Below are 15201 nucleotides of genomic sequence, written 5' to 3' on the forward strand. Positions count from 1 at the left end.
GAGGCGACCTTAGGGGCAGATGGTTGGCGGATCGTGAACGCGAGGGTGTCGCGCCGCAATCCCTGGATCCGGCACATAAGCCGATCGGGGCGAACAGCAAGCAGCAGGACGGACGGGGCGGGGACGATGCACCCGTCCGGCGAAAGCTTCGCCGTTCAGAGTGCGGTGCGGCAAAGGCCTTGACCCCGGGCTTGTCGGCGCGGCATTCCCCCTCGACGTGTCAACATGCGGGATTCCCGATGGACAGCCTCCAGCTCTTCGACGCCTTCCTGCTCGGCCTGATCGAAGGCTTGACGGAATTCATCCCGGTCTCCTCGACGGGGCACCTCATCCTCGCCGGACAGCTCCTCGGCTTCCATTCCACCGGCAACACGTTCGAGGTCCTGATCCAGCTCGGCGCGGTTCTCGCCGTCTTGTCGGTCTATTTCGGCAAGCTGTGGCATCTCGTGGTGACCCTGCCGTCGGATGCGAAGAGCCGGCGCTTCGTCGGCGGCATCCTTCTCGCCTTCCTGCCCGCCGCCGTGATCGGGGCGCTGGCGCACGACTTCATCAAGACCGTCCTGTTTGAGACGCCGATGGTGATCTGCGTGGCGCTTCTGATCGGTGGGCTGATCCTTCTGGCGATCGACCGCATGCCGCTGCGCGCGCGCTACCACGACATCCAGGACTATCCGCTCTCGCTCTGCTTCAAGATCGGACTGATCCAGTGCCTGGCGATGATCCCCGGCACCTCGCGTTCGGGCGCGACGATCGCCGGCGCGCTGCTGCTCGGCACCGACAAGCGCTCGGCGGCCGAATTCTCCTTCTTTCTCGCCATGCCGACGATGGCCGGCGCCTTCGCCTACGACCTCTACAAGAACTGGTCGCTCCTCTCGACGGACGATGCGGCGATGATCGGCGTCGGCTTCCTGATGGCCTTCCTGTCGGCGCTGGTGGTGGTGCGCTCGCTGCTCGGCTTCGTCTCGAGATACGGCTTCGCCCCGTTCGCCTGGTGGCGCATCACCGTCGGCGCGATCGGCATCGGCGTTCTTCTGGCCTATCGCTGACCCCCACGAACTCCCATGAAAAAAGGGCGCCCGAAGCGCCCTTTTTTCATGGTCCCGCTGGATCAGGCCTTGGCGACCCCGTCGTCGCCGGGAAGGCTCTCGTCCTCGGCCGGCCGGTCGTCGTGCGGCTGAGGCTTGGTGAACTGTCCCTGCGGGCGGAAGCGCACAAGGTAGGTCGGCAGCACGGCTTCCAGCGTACGCGGGGCGATGCCGAAGGCCTCGAAGGTGCGCCCCTCGGTCCTTGCCGCCTCCGAGACCACGTTGTCGATCTGCAGCTGGACGACCTGGTCGGTCGTCAGCGGCGCGCCGGGCAGCGCCTTCATCCAGCCCGCCATCCATGAGGCGACACCGACGGGGATCGAGACGAAGCGGCCGCGCCGTTCGATCACCCGGAGCATTTCCTCCATCATCTCGCGGAAGCTCATCGCCTCCGGCCCGCCGAGCTCATACACGCGCCCGCCCGCCACCTCGCCGTCGACGGCGGCTGCCACCGCGCGCGCCACGTCGTTGACGAAGACCGGCTGAAACCGCGTGGCTCCGCCGCCGATGAGCGGCAGGAAGGGCGACAGCCGCGCCATGTTGGCGAAGCGGTTGAAGAACTGGTCCTCGGCGCCGAACACGATGGAAGGGCGCAGGATCACGGCGTCCGGGACGGCGTGGAGGACGCGCGCCTCGCCGTCCGCCTTCGTGCGGGCATAGCGCGAGGGCGAGTTGGCGTCGGCGCCGATCGCCGACACGTGGACGAGACCGACGCCCGCCTTTGCGGCGGCTGCGGCGACATGGCCCGCTCCCTCGGCCTGCAGAGACGAAAACGTCTGCCGGCCGCCCTCGTTCAGGATGCCGACGAGGTTGACCGCATGGTCCGACCCTTCCAGGGCCCGTTCCACCGACCAGGGATGGCGCAGGTTGGCCTGGATCGCCTGGATCTGGCCGAGGCGCCCGGCGATCTGCAGGTGGTAGGCGAGATCGGGCCGCCGGCAGGCGACGCGAATGCGGTGGCCCCGCTGGGCCAGGGCATGCACGACGTAGCGGCCGAGGAAGCCCGAGCCTCCGAACACCGTGACCTGCTTCCTGGTATCGACCTTCATCTGGCAAAATCCCCGTCCGGACCTGGCGCGGGCTCGCGCGCATCCGCATCATCTGTCGTGCTTCGCTTTAACTGCAATCGCGCGGAGCGAAAAGCCCGCCACACCGCCGCATGGGCGCTCGGAGACCCCGGTGGCGCATTTTCTCGCCAAGCCGATTGACAGGGGCGCATCGGAATTCTAATCACCTCGCCAGTGCCCAGGTGGCGGAATTGGTAGACGCGCACGGTTCAGGTCCGTGTGCCGCGAGGCGTGAAGGTTCGAGTCCTTTCCTGGGCACCAATTCCCCTGATTGTTCAGGGAAGCCCGAGACTTAAGCGATGCAACGGAGCGGGTGTGCGGCCTGTACAGCGGGTCTGTGCAACATGCCCGTTGCGCTGGTCCGTCCGGTGAAACATCCTCGTACCACCAAGCAGCAAGTCATCAAGCGCAGACCGGCCGACGCGATGGGACGCGCGGGGAGTAAGGTGGGTGGTGCCGTGGCGCCTGCTGGCGAAATCGTCCGTGAGGTCGTGGAAGTGGTCGAAGACGATTCCGGCAAGCCCGACATATCGATGCGGATCGAGACCGCGAACATTGCTGCGATCCAAGTGACCTTTGGCCGGTTCGCGCTCACGATCTGGGACGACGACGCGATCCAGCAGAAGAACATGGAATAGGCAGGTCGGACGCCAAGACGTGTCCGCTGGTGATATGATCGAGGGTTTCGTAAAGGACAGGAGCGCCGGTGTTCGAGCTCTCCATCCCTGAAGGCGCAATCTGAGGTTTCCACGGTGTCGGAGACCGCCGCTCCCCCGATTGGGATACCTTTCAGGCAACCGGCGTACGGCGTTCATGGAAGACTTTGCGGCGATGGGTACGAGCTTCGTCCCCCCGCTCCCAAATTCCCGACGCTCTCGCCCAGCTGCTCGAGCCGCTTTCGTTCGGTCGGGCGCCGATGACGCTCTATGAGCCAGTTTGAGCCGGGAGCCGCGCCGTCCTGATGACGCGCTTGAGTTCGTGGGCCGCTTGGCTTTCGGGATCGCCCAGCGCCCTCACCGCGGTCATGTGGTCGTCTCCCGCAAGCACCCGGAACTCCTGCCGGACGTTGCGCATGGCCAGCTCGTCGGCCAGCCGTCCTGCCTGTTCGTGAAAGGGGCGAGTTTCGCGCTCCCCGACCAGGATCGTCACGTGCGTCCCCGCACCGATGTTCGCACGGAGCGGTGACCAGCGGCCGACCTCCTCGTCGGTGAGGCCGATGAGATCATGGAGAAACGACGCCTGGAGAGGGGCCAGATCGTAGATCCCGCTGAGAAGGAGCGCGGACCTCACGGATCGATCGGGAAAACCCGCGTCGAGAAGCCAGCAGCACAGATGTGCGCCCGCCGAATGGCCGCTGACGGAAAGCGCCCTCGGATCACCTCCGTAGCCCTCGATGTTGGCGGCGACCCATCGCACGGCGCGCCGCACCTGATCGACGATGTGCTCCAGGCGCACGCGAGGCATCAGGGAATAGTCGATCACCACGGCGATCGCACCCTCGGACAGGACGGTCTCGGCGACGAAGGAGAAGTCCTCCTTGGCAAACATCCGCCAATAGCCGCCGTGGACGAAGACGTGGACCGGCGCGGGGACGCCGTGCGCCGGCGGCAGGAGAAGGTCGAGCGTCTCGTCCGGTCCGGGGCCATAGGCGACATCCCGGACGCAGCGATGGCGAGCGCGGGTCGCCGCGCTCCGCTCCGCATAGTCCCGGACGATGGCGTCGAAATCCGGGACGTGGTCCCGCGTGCGAAACGGATCCTTGGTCACGGCGATCAGAACGACACGGCGATGTACTTGGGCTCGAGATAGTCGAGGACGCCGTGATGTCCGCCTTCGCGACCCAGTCCGCTCTGCTTGACGCCGCCGAAGGGGGCGGCCGGATCGGAGACGAGGCCGCGGTTGATCGCGACCATGCCGGACTCGATCCGCCGCGCCACACCCAGACCCCGCTGGAGATCGCGGGTGAAGATGTAGCTCGCCAGACCATACTCGGTGTCATTGGCGGCCCCGACCGCTTCGTCCTCCGTCTCGAAGCGGCGGAGAGCGGCAACGGGACCGAAGATCTCCTCGTGCATCAGCATGGCGTCCGCCGACACGTCGCCGAGGACGGTCGGCGGGTAGAAGTAGCCCAGGCCAGCTAGCGCCGCGCCGCCATGCAGAACCCTTGCACCACGGCTGGTCGCGTCGGCGACGAGGCGTTCGATCTTCTCGACCGCCTTCCGCGTGATCATCGGGCCGCACTGCGTGGCGGGATCGCTGCCGGGACCGACCCGCATGGCCGCCATACGGGCCACGAGACCCGCGGCGAAGCGGTCGTAGATGCCGCTCTGGACATAGAATCTGTTGGCTGCCGTGCAGGCTTCGCCGGCGTTGCGCATCTTGGCGATCATCGCGCCGTCGAGCGCCGCCTCGAGGTCGGCATCGTCGAACACGATGAAGGGGGCGTTGCCGCCGAGTTCCATCGCGCAGCTCACCACGCTGCGGGCGGCCTGCGCCAGAAGTGTCCGGCCGACGCCGGTGGAGCCCGTGAAGGACAGCTTGCGCACCCGCGGGTCGTCCAGCATCGCGGCCGTGACGGCGCCGGGATCGGACGTCGTGACGACGTTGACGACCCCGTCGGGGACGCCGGCGTCGCGGTAGAGATCCGCGAGCGCGTACGCGGTCAGCGGCGTTTCGCTCGCCGGTTTCAGAACGACCGTGCAGCCCGCGGCGAGCGCCGGGGCGATCTTGCGGGTCGCCATGGCGGCCGGAAAGTTCCACGGCGTCACGAGAACCGCGATGCCGATCGGCGCGTAGTCGACGAGGAGGCGGTTGGCGCCGGACGGCGCGGTGCCGAGATCGCCGGTGATGCGCACGGCTTCCTCCGCGTTCCAGCGGAAGAACTCGGCCGCGTAGGCGACCTCGCCCCTGGCGTCGGTCAGCGCCTTGCCGTTTTCGAGCGAGATGAGGGCGGCGAGCATGTCCGCCCGTTCCACCATCAGCTCGAAGCAGCGACGCAGGATCTCGGAGCGCTCGCGCGGCGGCTTGGCGCGCCACGCGGGCGCTGCCCGATCGGCGGCCTCGACCGCGGCAAGGGCTTCCGCGACGCCGGCGTCGGCGACCTCAGCGAGAGCGCGTTCGGTGGACGGATCGACCACGGCGATGCGGGCGACAGTCCGCCGCCATTCGCCGTCGATGAACAGCCCCTTTGCGAACGCGGTGCAGTCGAGGTCGGCGGGAGGATCGGCGACGGGCCGGGAGGGGATGGCGTTCATGATCGGATCCTTGGATGCTAAGTTCAGTCGACGGCCCGTCGATCGCCTTCGAAGGCGGCGGCCACGAGCCGCTTCATCGCTGCGAGATCGACAGGGCGCGGATTGTTCTTGATGAGGCGCTCGATGCCGAGTGCCTGCTCGGCCGTCCAGTCCCGGCGATCGGCGGCAAGTCCGAGGGCGCTCAGGGACGGCGGGATTCCGATGGCCGACAGGAGCGAGGCGATCCGGTCGATGACGCGGTCGGCCAGCGCGTCTTGCGTCGATCCCGGTGCTTCCAGGCCCATGGCGGCTGCGATCCGGGCGAGTTCCGGCAGGCAGCTCGAGCGGTTGAACGTCATCACGAAGGGAAGAAGCGTCGCGACCCCGAGGCCGTGAGCCGTGTGGGTGAGGGCGCCGATCGGATACTGGATCGCGTGGGCGGCGGCCGTGCCGGCCGTTCCGAAGGCGCAGCCGGCCGCGAGGGCGCCCATCATCACATCGGCCCGGGCGTCCGCGTCGCCGCCGTCCCGGCAGGCGCGCTCCAGGCTTCGCGTGAGGAGCTCGATCGCCAGTAGAGCGAAGTGGTCGGTGAGCGCGCTCTTGCCGACGAAGACGTGTTCCTGGGCCAGATCCGGTGTCGGATCGCGGCGCTTGGCCATGAAGGCCTCGACCGCATGGGTCAGGGCGTCGGCGCCTGCGATCGCGGTCAGGAGAGGCGGGCAGCTCGCGGTCAGTTCGGGGTCGCAGATCGCGGCCTGCGGGACGAGATAGGGACTGGAAATGCCGACCTTGAGGAGGCGGTCGGGGTCCGACAGGACGGCGACCGGCGTGACCTCCGATCCGGTTCCGGCGGTCGTGGGGACCGCCACGAGCGGCAGGACCGGTCCGGGCACCTTGCGCTCGCCGTAGTAGTCGGCCGGCGTGCCGCCATGCGCGAGGAGAAGCGCCGTGCACTTGGCGAGGTCGAGGCAGCTTCCACCGCCGATCCCGATCACGACATCGGGCGCGAAGTCGCGCGCGGCGTCCGCGCTCGCCGAGGCGCTGTCCCGCGGCACGTCGGGAAGCACGCTGTCGTCGACCCGGACCGCGAGCCCATGGGCTTCCAGGTCCGCCACCATCGTCCGGAAATCGGCCGAGCCGCTCAGGCGCGCGTCGGTGCATACGAGCGCCCGCGAGCCGAGCCGGCCGGCGACCGTGCCGAGGGCGGCGCGCTGACCGTTGCCGAAGAGAATCTCGCGCGGGAGCCTGAGGGCGGCAAAGAGCGACATGGATGCGGTGTCCTTTTCGGTTACGCGGGATGACCCGCGAGCGAGGTGAGTTGGTTCCAGACGGCGTCGGCAACGTCGATGCCGCGCGCGAGGGCTTGGCGGCGGCGGGCGCGCGATCCATCGCCGGGAACGCTGATGGGAACGGAAGGCGACGCCGAAGGGCTCGATCGCAGGGCGTCGAGGTAGGCCGCCACGGCCCGGCCCGATCCGCCCAAGGGATCGATGAGAAGGAAGACGTCTCCCTTGTTGCAGGGGTGCTCGGCGTCGAGCGTGCCGCGCACATCCGGCGCGAAGTCGGAGCCGGCAAGGCTCGCGACCAGGAGTTCGAAGGCCAGACCGAGGCCGTAGCCTTTCGCGCCTCCGAAGGGGGCAAGGGATCCCCGCATCGCCTCGTCGGGGTCGGCTGTCGGCTCGCCATCCGCGTTGCGTGCCCAGTCCTCGGGGATGGCTCGACCCCTTAGGGCAAAGTCGTGAACCTTGCCCATCGACACCATGCTGGTCGCAAGGTCGAGGACGAAGGGCTCACCCCCGGCCACCGGTACGCCGATCGCGACCGGGTTTGTCCCGAGCATCGCCCGCCGCCCGCCGAAGGGGTGGACGAGAGCCTCGCTGGTGGACAGGACGATCCCGACGAGGCCGAGGGCCGCAATGCGCTCCGCATACCAGGCGAGCATCCCGAGATGGTTGCTGTTGCGCACGGCTGCGAGGGCGATCCCATCGCGCCGAGCCACGGGGGCGAGAGCCTCGATCGCCGCCGCTCCGACGACGGGACCGAGGCCCCTGCAGCCGTCGACGCTCAAGAAGCCGGGACGCCGCCAGACGTGCGCGCCGGTGGCGTGGGGATCGGCAAGACCCGAACGAATTCGCCGAACCATCCTGGGCAGGCGCTGAAGTCCGTGGGAGGCCAGGCCGCGCAACTCGGCTTCGAGCAGGGTGTCGGCCTGGAGCCGTGCCGTTGCGGATGAGGCGCCGCAGCCTTCGAGGATGGCGTGGACGAGAGGCTTGACGTCGGCGAAGGGAACCAGCAATCGTGCCTCATCGGATCGTATAGGATATCTGATTGAATATCTCCGAGCATCGTGCTAGCAATCGGTGATTGTCAAGAGGTGAACATGCGCAGCACGACCATTCCGGCAGCTCGATCGACCGACGGGTTCACCGTGCAGCGGCCCGCGAGCCTTGCGAACGACGTCTACGAGGCGATCTACGCCCAGCTCATGTCGCTGAAGATCAACCCCGGCGCTCGGATCACCGTCGACACGCTGGCCCGGGAATTCAGCGTTTCCCAGACGCCGGTCCGCGAGGCCCTCGGACGTCTCGAAGGCGAGGGGCTCGTCATCAAGACCCATCTCGTCGGCTACAGCGCCGCGCCGCAGATCACCCGGCGGCGGTTCGAGGAACTTTACGAGCTGCGCCTGCGGCTCGAGCCCTACGCGGCGGGGCGCGCTGCGGCCAAGATGACGTCCGAGGCGCTCGACGCGCTGACCGAGGCGGCCGGCGTCATGGCGCGGCGCAACGGCGGCGCGGACGAGCGGGTCCGCTACTCGCAATTCGCCCGGCAGGACGCCGAGTTCCACGACCTGATCGTCGCACTGGCGGGCAACGAACTGATCCGCGAATCCCTCGCCCACCTCCACACGCACTTCCACATCTTCCGGCTGATGTTCCACGCGCGTGTCACGGAAGAGGCGCTGGAGGAGCACGAGCGGATCTTGGAGGCCTTCGCCGCCAGGGATTCCGGTGCGGCCGAGCAAGCCATGGCGGACCATATCGAGCGCTCCCGCGATCGGCTGCTGCCGGCCTTCGAGGGCGAGGCATGAGCTGCGCGGCACCGCTGGAGCGGACTGCCCCCGATGTTGGGGCGCCCGTCCTTTCGGTGCGCGGCATCGGAAAGGTCTATGGCGCCAACACCGTTCTGGCGGGCGTCGATCTCGATATCCGGGCCGGCGAAATCCATGCGGTCATCGGCGAGAACGGCGCCGGCAAATCGACCTTCATGAAGATCCTGTCCGGCCACGTCGCGCCGACGCACGGGGACATGACGCTCATGGGCCGTCCCGTCGCCTTTCGCGATCCCGTGGAGGCGGAGGCGGCCGGCGTCGTCCTCGTCCACCAGGAGATTCTTCTGGCCGACGACCTGACGGTTGCCGAAAACCTGTTCCTCGGCCGCGAGCTGACGCGCTGGGGAATGGTGGACGATCGCGCCATGAACGAGACGGCGCGTGCCGGGCTGATGGCCCTTGGCCGATCGATCCCGGCGGACGCGATCGTCAAGACGCTGTCGCTCGCCGATCGCCAGCTCGTCCAGATCGCGCGCGCGCTCCTGGAGCCGCGCAAGCTCGTCATATTCGACGAGCCGACGGCGGTGCTCACCACCGAGGAAGTCGAAACCCTGCTGACCCTCATCCGCGCGCTTCGCGATCGCGGCACGGCGGTTCTCTATATCTCGCACAGGCTCGACGAGGTGGACGTCCTGGCCGACCGCGTCACAGTGCTGCGCGACGGTCAGATGGTCGGAACGTTCGACGGGGCGACCTTGAGCCAGGCCGACATGGCCCGCCTGATGGTCGGGCGCGAGCTTTCGACCCTCTACCCCGCGAAGGGCGACGTTCCGGTCGGCCAGCCGAGGCTGGAAGTCGAGCATGCCCACGTACCGGGCTTCATAGACGACATCTCCTTCAGCGTGCGAGCCGGAGAGATCCTGGGCTTCGGCGGCATGATCGGCGCGGGGCGCACGGAACTGTTCGAAGGCGTGCTCGGCCTGCGCCCCGGGCATGTCGAAGCGCTCCGGGTCGACGGACGTCCCGTGCGCATCGCACGGCCCCTCGACGCGATCGAAGCCGGGATCGGGTACCTGACGGAAGACCGCAAGGGAAAGGGGCTGCTTCTCGACGAGGGCATGGCACCGAACCTCACCCTGACGGCGCTCGCGCGCGTCCATCCCGGCGCCCTGCTCGATCCGCGCCGCGAGGAGGCGGCGCTCGACGAGACGATCGCGCGATACGACATCCGCGTGCGCAGCCGTGGCACCAAGGCCGGCCAGCTCTCGGGCGGCAACCAGCAGAAGCTGCTTCTCGCCAAGATCATGATGAGCGACCCGTCCGTGATTGTCATCGACGAGCCGACGCGCGGCATCGATATCGGCAACAAGAGCCAGATCTACGCCTTCGTGCATGCGCTCGCCGAGGCCGGGAAGGCCTGCATCGTCATCTCGTCCGAGATGCAGGAACTCATCGGCGTCTGCGATCGGATCCTCGTCATTCGCAACGGGCGGATCGCGGGCGAGCTGACGGGAGCGGCCATGACGGAAGACGCCGTCGTGATGCTGGCGACGGGTGCGTCCGCCCACCACGACACCGAGGGGGAACTTCAGGCATGACCGATGCAATGCTGGGCGGGATGCCGCGGGAACGCCTGACCTCGGTGAACTGGGTCGATCTCGGACCGTTTCTCGCGCTGGCGGCGCTGCTCGTCGTCGGCTTCCTGATCAACCCCGACTTCCTCGCCCTCAACAATCTCACCAACGTCGCGACCCGCAGCGCCTTCGTCGCCATCATCGCGGTCGGCGCGACCTTCGTGATCGCATCGGGCGGGCTCGACCTGTCCGTCGGCTCGATGGCGGCCTTCGTCGCCGGCGTCATGATCCTCTTCATGAACGGGGTCGCGCCGCATCTTGGGACCTACGCCATTCCGGCAGGCATGCTGGTCGTCGTGGCAGCTAGCGCCCTGTGCGGCCTCGCCAACGGCGCCATCACGACGGTTGGGCGCATCGAGCCCTTCATCGTGACGCTCGGCACGATGGGTATCTTCCGGGCGCTGATCACCTACCTGTCTGACGGCGGCACGATCCCGATCGACCGGAGCCTGCGCGATGCCTACCGCCCGGTCTACTTCGGCGACGTCCTCGGCGTCCCCGTGCCGATCCTGATCTCGCTGGCGGTGGCGACGGCCGGCGCCTTTCTTCTCTACCGGACGAAGTTCGGCCGGCGCTGCGTCGCGGTCGGGGCCAACGCGGACGTCGCGCGCTATTCCGGGATATCCGTCGCCCGCATCCGCACGCTTGCCTTCGTGATCCAGGGCGTCTGCGTCGGCATCGCGGCCATCTGCTACGTGCCGCGCCTGGGCGCCGCGACGCCGACCACGGGCGTCCTCTGGGAACTCCAGGTCATCACCGCCGTGGTGATCGGCGGCACGGCCCTTCGCGGCGGCCGCGGACACATCTGGGGCACGATCGCCGGCGCGGTCATCCTCGAATTCATCGCCAATCTGATGGTGCTGTCGGACTTCGTATCCGAGTACCTCGTGGCGGCCGTTCAAGGCGCGATCATCATCGTCGCGATGCTGGTTCAGCGCCTGTCGAAGTAACCGTCCGCCCCACGGGAGAGGGGCGGCGGGCAACGATCCAAGGGAGGAAACGATATGAGAACGGCCTTATTGACGACGATCGCGGTCGGGGCACTGATCGCGGCCGGTTCCGCGCTCGCCCAGGAGCGCAAGACCATCGCGGTCTCCATTCCGGCCGCCGATCATGGCTGGACGGCGGGCGTCGTCTATCACGCCCAGAAGGCGGCCGAGGAGGTGAAGGCGGCCTTTCCCGACATCGATGTCGTCGTGAAGACATCGCCGACCGCGCCGGCTCAGGTCAGCGCCGTGGAGGATCTCAGCGCGGGCGGCAAGCTCGACGCCTTGGTCATCCTGCCGCACAGTTCCGAGGAACTGACGACCCCGGTCCAGGCGGTCAAGGAAGACGGCGTCTTCGTCACCGTCGTCGATCGCGGCCTGACCGACCCGTCGATCCAGGACCTCTATGTCGCGGGCGACAACATCGCCGTCGGACAGACCACCGCGGAGTTTCTCGTCGACAAGCTCGGCGGCAAGGGCGACGTCGTCGTGCTGCGCGGCATTCCGACCGTGATCGACGACGAGCGCATCAAGGGCTTCGAGGACGGGCTCAAGGGCTCGGACATCAAGATCCTCGACATCCAGTACGCCAACTGGAACCGCGACGACGCCTTCGGCCTGATGCAGGACTACCTCGCCAAGTATCCCAAGATCGATGCCGTCTGGGCCAACGACGACGACATGCTGTTGGGCGTTCTCGAAGCCATTGGCCAGTCCAGCCGCAAGGACATCAAGTACGCGCTCGGCGGCAACGGCATGAAGGAGATCATCGAGAAGGTGATGGCCGGCGACGCGATGACGCCGATCGAGACCCCGTACCCGCCCTCGATGATCAAGACCGCGATCTACATGACCGCCGCCAACCTGAGCGGCCAGGTGCCGATCCGCGGCAGCGTCAAGCTCGATGCGCCGTTGATCACCAAGGACAACGCCGCGGAATACTACTTCCCCGACTCCCCGTTCTGATCGCGAAAGACATGCCGAAGCCCAAGGGCTTCGGCTCACGAAACCCAAACGTCCTCAAGGAAAAGACATGCCCGGTAAGAAAATCCTGATGCTCGTCGGCGAATTCAGCGAGGAATACGAGATCTTCGTCTTCGAGCAGGCGATGCACGCGATCGGACACACCGTCCACGTCGTCTGCCCCGACAAGCGGGCGGGCGACATCATCAAGACCTCGCTGCACGACTTCGAGGGACATCAGACCTATACCGAGAAGCTCGGCCACGACTACGTCCTCAACAAGACCTTCGCGGACGTGCGCCCCGAGGACTACGATGCGGTCTATTCCGCCGGTGGGCGTGGTCCCGAATACATCCGCATCGACAAGCGCGTTCAGGCGATCGTCCGGCACTTCCACGAGGCCGGCAAGCCGATCTTCACGATCTGCCACGGCGTCCAGGTGCTGATCGCCGTCGATGGAGTCGTGCGGGGCAAGCGCGTGTCGGCCCTCAAGTATTGCGAGCCCGAGGTCACCCTGGCCGGTGGCGAGTTCGTCGATCTCGGCCCGACGGAAGCGATCGCGGACGGCAATATGGTCTCGGCAAGCGGCTGGACGGCGCTCGCCGCCTTCATGCGCGAATGCCTGAAGGTGCTGGGAACCGAAATCAGGCACAGCTGAGGCGTCGGGGATCGGGACGGCGAGGGCGGTGGACGCCGATCCTTCCTCCCGATCCATCCCCAATTCCATCACCGATCGCTTCGGGGACATGCCGATGTCGGTTCCCTATCGGCGTTGCTGACGAGGCCGAGGTGCAGGACGCCGCGAGCGACGTCTGCCCGGCCGCCCTCGTGCGCCGGCATCTCGAGAAGACGAAAGGCGAAGCAACGGGTTTGCTCGGGGCGGCCTTGGGCCGCTCCCTCTCGTGCGGGCATCCTGCGGCGTCGACGATACCAATGAACCGGCACCGCGCGCCTCGACGTCAGGCTGCTGCATGATTGTGTTTCAAGGGTTGCAGATGGATGTCGGCGATCGCCGACGATCCCACCTCGAACGCGACCTGGTAGTCCGGGTCGGCCACCATGTCGGCGAACGCCGACCGGCGGGGATACTGAACGAGAACGACCGCATCCCAGGCTTCGTGCGATCCGGTCGTCAGGACGGGAAGGCCATCGCCGCCGAACAGGATCCGCGCGCCGAACCGAGCGAGGATGGGCTTTGCCATCTCGAGATACTGCAGGTACCTCTGCCGGCCGCCGTCGGGCTGGAAACGGATGAGGTTCAGCATGACGACGGGTGTGTCGTCCGCTTGCGCCAGGAAGGCGTCGTAGGCCGTGGGCGAGAATGCAACCATCTGTCTTTCCCTCAAGTAAAATGATTTCCTCGTCGGGCTGCCCCATCGGCAACCCGACGACGCGTCGGGACTGGCGAGCGATGTCCCACCGTCGCTGCAGTGATCGGCTGAGCGCGCGGCACAGCCGGACGTTCGAGAATGCGTGCGGGTCTTCTTGGCCAAGGGCCTGCCGAAGCATGCCGTCAACCGATCTCGGCGGCCCCAACCAGCCGGAAGCCGTCGGGCCCCGCAACCGCGGCCTCCAGCAACGCCTGCGCGATCCGTTCGGCGCGGTTGCCGCGTAGCCTCGTCGGCAGGACGGGGCCGAACACCCGCAGCGCTGCGCCGAGCGCCCGCTCCGCGATCCGCGTCTCCGCTCGCTCGCCGAGGATGGGGCCGGGTCGAACGATCGTCAGGGACGGGAAGCTCAGGTCTCCGACCGCCGCTTCCAGTTCACCTTTCGTGCGCAGGTACGGGAACGGCGAACGGGGATCTGCCCCCATCGAGGACGTGAGCGCGAAACGCCGCGCACCATGCGCCCGCGCGTGGCGAGCCACGGCGAGCTGAAGGTCGTAATCGACGGCCCGGAAGGCCTCTGCCGAGCCCGCCTTCGCTCGTGTCGTGCCGAGCGTGCAGACGACGCCGTCGACCGCCCACCACGCTTCATCGTCCGGCAGCGTCGAGAGGTCCGACACCGGGTTCGACAGCTTGGGATGCGAGGACAACGGCCGGCGGGTGGGAGCCACGACGGCGGTGACGCGATCGTCCGCGAGCGCTCGCTGAAGGACATGGCCTCCGACGAGGCCGGTCGCGCCCGCGATTAGGATCCTGGTCATGCGTCGTCCTTCCTTTCTCCGCGAACCGTAACCGTATCGGCTGACCGAAGGGAGGTCGACCAAACCTCGGGCGCCTTGCAGCCTCGACGCCGGGATCGGCGTCGAGGCTGCCAACGCTCACGCGGCCTGCGGGATGCCGCCTGCGGCCGGGAGCGGTTCCCCGTCCTCGACGTCGGTCGAGACGGCGATCGCCTTCTGCGCGTCGAGGGCCGACAGCCGGTCGACCAGCGCCGCCCGGATCATGGCAAAGGCATCGCTTCCCAGCGCCAGACGGCGAGGCGCGGGGTTGGCGTAGACGGAGTCGATCATCGCGTTCGCCATCTTCACGGGATCTCCGTTGTTGGGAACCGCCCCGGCGGCGAAGGCGCGGCGGAAGTCTCCAGACGGCGTCGCGTCATAGACGTCCATCGCCTCGGCCATCACCAGGCTGCCCGCGCCGAAGTTCGTGCGCGCCATGCCCGGCTCGACGATCGTCAGCTCGATGCCGAACGCGGCCACCTCCTGCGCCACGGACTCCACGAAGCCTTCCACGGCCCACTTCGTGGCGTGGTAGATGCTGAGGCTTGGGATCGCGATCTGCCCACCCATCGAGGCCAGCTGGATGACGCGACCGCCGCCCTGCCGGCGCAGGAAGGGTAGGACCGCGCGGATGACCTGGATCGAGCCGACGAGGTTGGTGTCGATCTGGTGCCGGATCTGCTGGTCGGTCAGCTCCTCCGCCGCGCCCGCCAGGCCGTACCCGGCGTTGTTGACGACGACGTCGATCCGGCCTTCGTCACCGAACGCGGCCGCCACGACTTCCCGAACCCGATCGGTATCGGTGACGTCGAGGCTCATGACCGTGAGAAGGTCGCCGTAACGGGCCTTGAGATCGTCCATCGCCGCGAGCCTGCGGACCGTTCCGATCACCCGGTCGCCGCGTGCGAGGAGTTGTTCGGTCAGCGCGCGGCCAAAGCCCGATGAGGTGCCGGTGATGAGCCAGGTCTTGGACATGGAAGGTCTCCGTTGGGATGTCCCGGACGCTTCGCTTCCGGGTGA

At 67.6% G+C, this 15201-nt stretch carries 15 protein-coding genes and 1 tRNA gene; 8 read left to right on the forward strand and 8 right to left on the reverse strand.

Annotation, left to right across the window (positions count from 1 at the left end):
• The first annotated feature begins 239 nt into the window (after positions 1-239).
• Entirely contained in the window at positions 240-1046 is an 807-nt protein-coding gene (locus tag AUL34_RS10365; RefSeq protein WP_061933638.1) for an undecaprenyl-diphosphate phosphatase, read from the forward strand.
• A gap of 62 nt (positions 1047-1108) precedes the next feature.
• On the opposite strand, the gene AUL34_RS10370 is transcribed toward AUL34_RS10365, so the two are convergent.
• Entirely contained in the window at positions 1109-2134 is a 1026-nt protein-coding gene (locus AUL34_RS10370) for a complex I NDUFA9 subunit family protein (protein WP_061933639.1), read from the reverse strand.
• A gap of 194 nt (positions 2135-2328) precedes the next feature.
• Between AUL34_RS10370 and AUL34_RS10375 the strand changes: the two genes are divergently transcribed.
• Both AUL34_RS10375 and AUL34_RS22235 read left to right on the forward strand, forming a co-directional pair.
• Positions 2329-2413: transfer RNA gene (locus tag AUL34_RS10375), tRNA-Leu, on the forward strand.
• Between the two features lie 83 nt (positions 2414-2496).
• Positions 2497-2790 carry a hypothetical protein gene (locus AUL34_RS22235; RefSeq protein ID WP_156420875.1) on the forward strand — a complete coding sequence of 98 codons (294 nt, stop codon included), beginning with the start codon at positions 2497-2499 and terminating at the stop codon, positions 2788-2790.
• Positions 2791-3076: 286 nt separating this feature from the next.
• Here AUL34_RS22235 and AUL34_RS10385 read toward each other — a convergent pair whose 3' ends face one another.
• Genes AUL34_RS10385 through AUL34_RS10400 form a run of 4 tightly spaced genes read right to left on the reverse strand, consistent with a single transcriptional unit; the run spans position 3077 to position 7681 of the window.
• On the reverse strand, positions 3077-3919 hold the full coding sequence (locus AUL34_RS10385) for an alpha/beta hydrolase (RefSeq protein WP_061933641.1): 843 nt from the start codon (positions 3917-3919) through the stop codon (positions 3077-3079).
• A gap of 5 nt (positions 3920-3924) precedes the next feature.
• Positions 3925-5406 (reverse strand): NAD-dependent succinate-semialdehyde dehydrogenase, encoded by a 1482-nt coding sequence (locus tag AUL34_RS10390; protein WP_061933642.1) that lies wholly within the window; start codon positions 5404-5406, stop codon positions 3925-3927.
• Positions 5407-5429: 23 nt separating this feature from the next.
• Complete coding sequence (locus AUL34_RS10395; protein ID WP_061933643.1) at positions 5430-6653, reverse strand: iron-containing alcohol dehydrogenase; 1224 nt, start codon at positions 6651-6653, stop codon at positions 5430-5432.
• Between the two features lie 20 nt (positions 6654-6673).
• Positions 6674-7681: an Ldh family oxidoreductase gene (locus AUL34_RS10400; protein WP_061933644.1), complete on the reverse strand. Its 1008-nt coding sequence runs from the start codon at positions 7679-7681 to the stop codon at positions 6674-6676.
• An 84-nt stretch (positions 7682-7765) separates the two neighbouring features.
• On the opposite strand from AUL34_RS10400, the gene AUL34_RS10405 reads away from it, so the two are divergent.
• The 5 genes from AUL34_RS10405 (at position 7766) to AUL34_RS10425 (ending at position 12675) form a co-directional block, all read left to right on the forward strand.
• Positions 7766-8473, forward strand: a complete 708-nt coding sequence (locus AUL34_RS10405) for a GntR family transcriptional regulator (RefSeq protein WP_156420876.1) — start codon at positions 7766-7768, stop codon at positions 8471-8473.
• A complete protein-coding gene (locus AUL34_RS10410; RefSeq protein WP_061933645.1) occupies positions 8470-10032 on the forward strand; it encodes a sugar ABC transporter ATP-binding protein in 1563 nt (520 codons plus the stop codon). Before AUL34_RS10405 ends, AUL34_RS10410 begins: the two co-directional genes overlap by 4 nt.
• Positions 10029-11018, forward strand: a complete 990-nt coding sequence (locus tag AUL34_RS10415; protein ID WP_061933646.1) for an ABC transporter permease — start codon at positions 10029-10031, stop codon at positions 11016-11018. The genes AUL34_RS10410 and AUL34_RS10415 overlap by 4 nt, the downstream gene beginning before the upstream one ends.
• 54 nt (positions 11019-11072) lie before the next feature.
• Complete coding sequence (locus AUL34_RS10420; protein WP_061933647.1) at positions 11073-12020, forward strand: substrate-binding domain-containing protein; 948 nt, start codon at positions 11073-11075, stop codon at positions 12018-12020.
• Between the two features lie 67 nt (positions 12021-12087).
• On the forward strand, positions 12088-12675 hold the full coding sequence (locus AUL34_RS10425) for a DJ-1/PfpI family protein (protein ID WP_061933648.1): 588 nt from the start codon (positions 12088-12090) through the stop codon (positions 12673-12675).
• A gap of 301 nt (positions 12676-12976) precedes the next feature.
• On the opposite strand, the gene AUL34_RS10430 is transcribed toward AUL34_RS10425, so the two are convergent.
• The 3 genes from AUL34_RS10430 to AUL34_RS10440 all read right to left on the reverse strand — a co-directional run bounded on the left by AUL34_RS10430 (position 12977) and on the right by AUL34_RS10440 (position 15156).
• Entirely contained in the window at positions 12977-13348 is a 372-nt protein-coding gene (locus AUL34_RS10430; RefSeq protein WP_061933649.1) for a DUF1330 domain-containing protein, read from the reverse strand.
• A 182-nt stretch (positions 13349-13530) separates the two neighbouring features.
• A complete protein-coding gene (locus AUL34_RS10435) occupies positions 13531-14163 on the reverse strand; it encodes an NAD(P)H-binding protein (RefSeq protein WP_061933650.1) in 633 nt (210 codons plus the stop codon).
• 117 nt (positions 14164-14280) lie between these two features.
• On the reverse strand, positions 14281-15156 hold the full coding sequence (locus AUL34_RS10440; RefSeq protein WP_061933651.1) for an SDR family oxidoreductase: 876 nt from the start codon (positions 15154-15156) through the stop codon (positions 14281-14283).
• Positions 15157-15201 lie beyond the last annotated feature (45 nt).

Source organism: Aureimonas sp. AU22 (assembly GCF_001463745.1).
GTDB lineage: Bacteria > Pseudomonadota > Alphaproteobacteria > Rhizobiales > Rhizobiaceae > Aureimonas.

What these genes read in the sequence shown, in the direction of transcription:
- AUL34_RS10440 (WP_061933651.1), bottom strand. Translation starts at nt 15,156, where the DNA reads ATGTCCAAGACCTGGCTCATCACCGGCACCTCATCGGGCTTTGGCCGC.
- AUL34_RS10365 (WP_061933638.1), top strand. Translation starts at nt 240, where the DNA reads ATGGACAGCCTCCAGCTCTTCGACGCCTTCCTGCTCGGCCTGATCGAA.
- AUL34_RS22235 (WP_156420875.1), top strand. Translation starts at nt 2,497, where the DNA reads ATGCCCGTTGCGCTGGTCCGTCCGGTGAAACATCCTCGTACCACCAAG.
- AUL34_RS10390 (WP_061933642.1), bottom strand. Translation starts at nt 5,406, where the DNA reads ATGAACGCCATCCCCTCCCGGCCCGTCGCCGATCCTCCCGCCGACCTC.
- AUL34_RS10410 (WP_061933645.1), top strand. Translation starts at nt 8,470, where the DNA reads ATGAGCTGCGCGGCACCGCTGGAGCGGACTGCCCCCGATGTTGGGGCG.
- AUL34_RS10415 (WP_061933646.1), top strand. Translation starts at nt 10,029, where the DNA reads ATGACCGATGCAATGCTGGGCGGGATGCCGCGGGAACGCCTGACCTCG.
- AUL34_RS10395 (WP_061933643.1), bottom strand. Translation starts at nt 6,653, where the DNA reads ATGTCGCTCTTTGCCGCCCTCAGGCTCCCGCGCGAGATTCTCTTCGGC.
- AUL34_RS10425 (WP_061933648.1), top strand. Translation starts at nt 12,088, where the DNA reads ATGCCCGGTAAGAAAATCCTGATGCTCGTCGGCGAATTCAGCGAGGAA.
- AUL34_RS10435 (WP_061933650.1), bottom strand. Translation starts at nt 14,163, where the DNA reads ATGACCAGGATCCTAATCGCGGGCGCGACCGGCCTCGTCGGAGGCCAT.
- AUL34_RS10420 (WP_061933647.1), top strand. Translation starts at nt 11,073, where the DNA reads ATGAGAACGGCCTTATTGACGACGATCGCGGTCGGGGCACTGATCGCG.
- AUL34_RS10370 (WP_061933639.1), bottom strand. Translation starts at nt 2,134, where the DNA reads ATGAAGGTCGATACCAGGAAGCAGGTCACGGTGTTCGGAGGCTCGGGC.
- AUL34_RS10430 (WP_061933649.1), bottom strand. Translation starts at nt 13,348, where the DNA reads ATGGTTGCATTCTCGCCCACGGCCTACGACGCCTTCCTGGCGCAAGCG.
- AUL34_RS10405 (WP_156420876.1), top strand. Translation starts at nt 7,766, where the DNA reads ATGCGCAGCACGACCATTCCGGCAGCTCGATCGACCGACGGGTTCACC.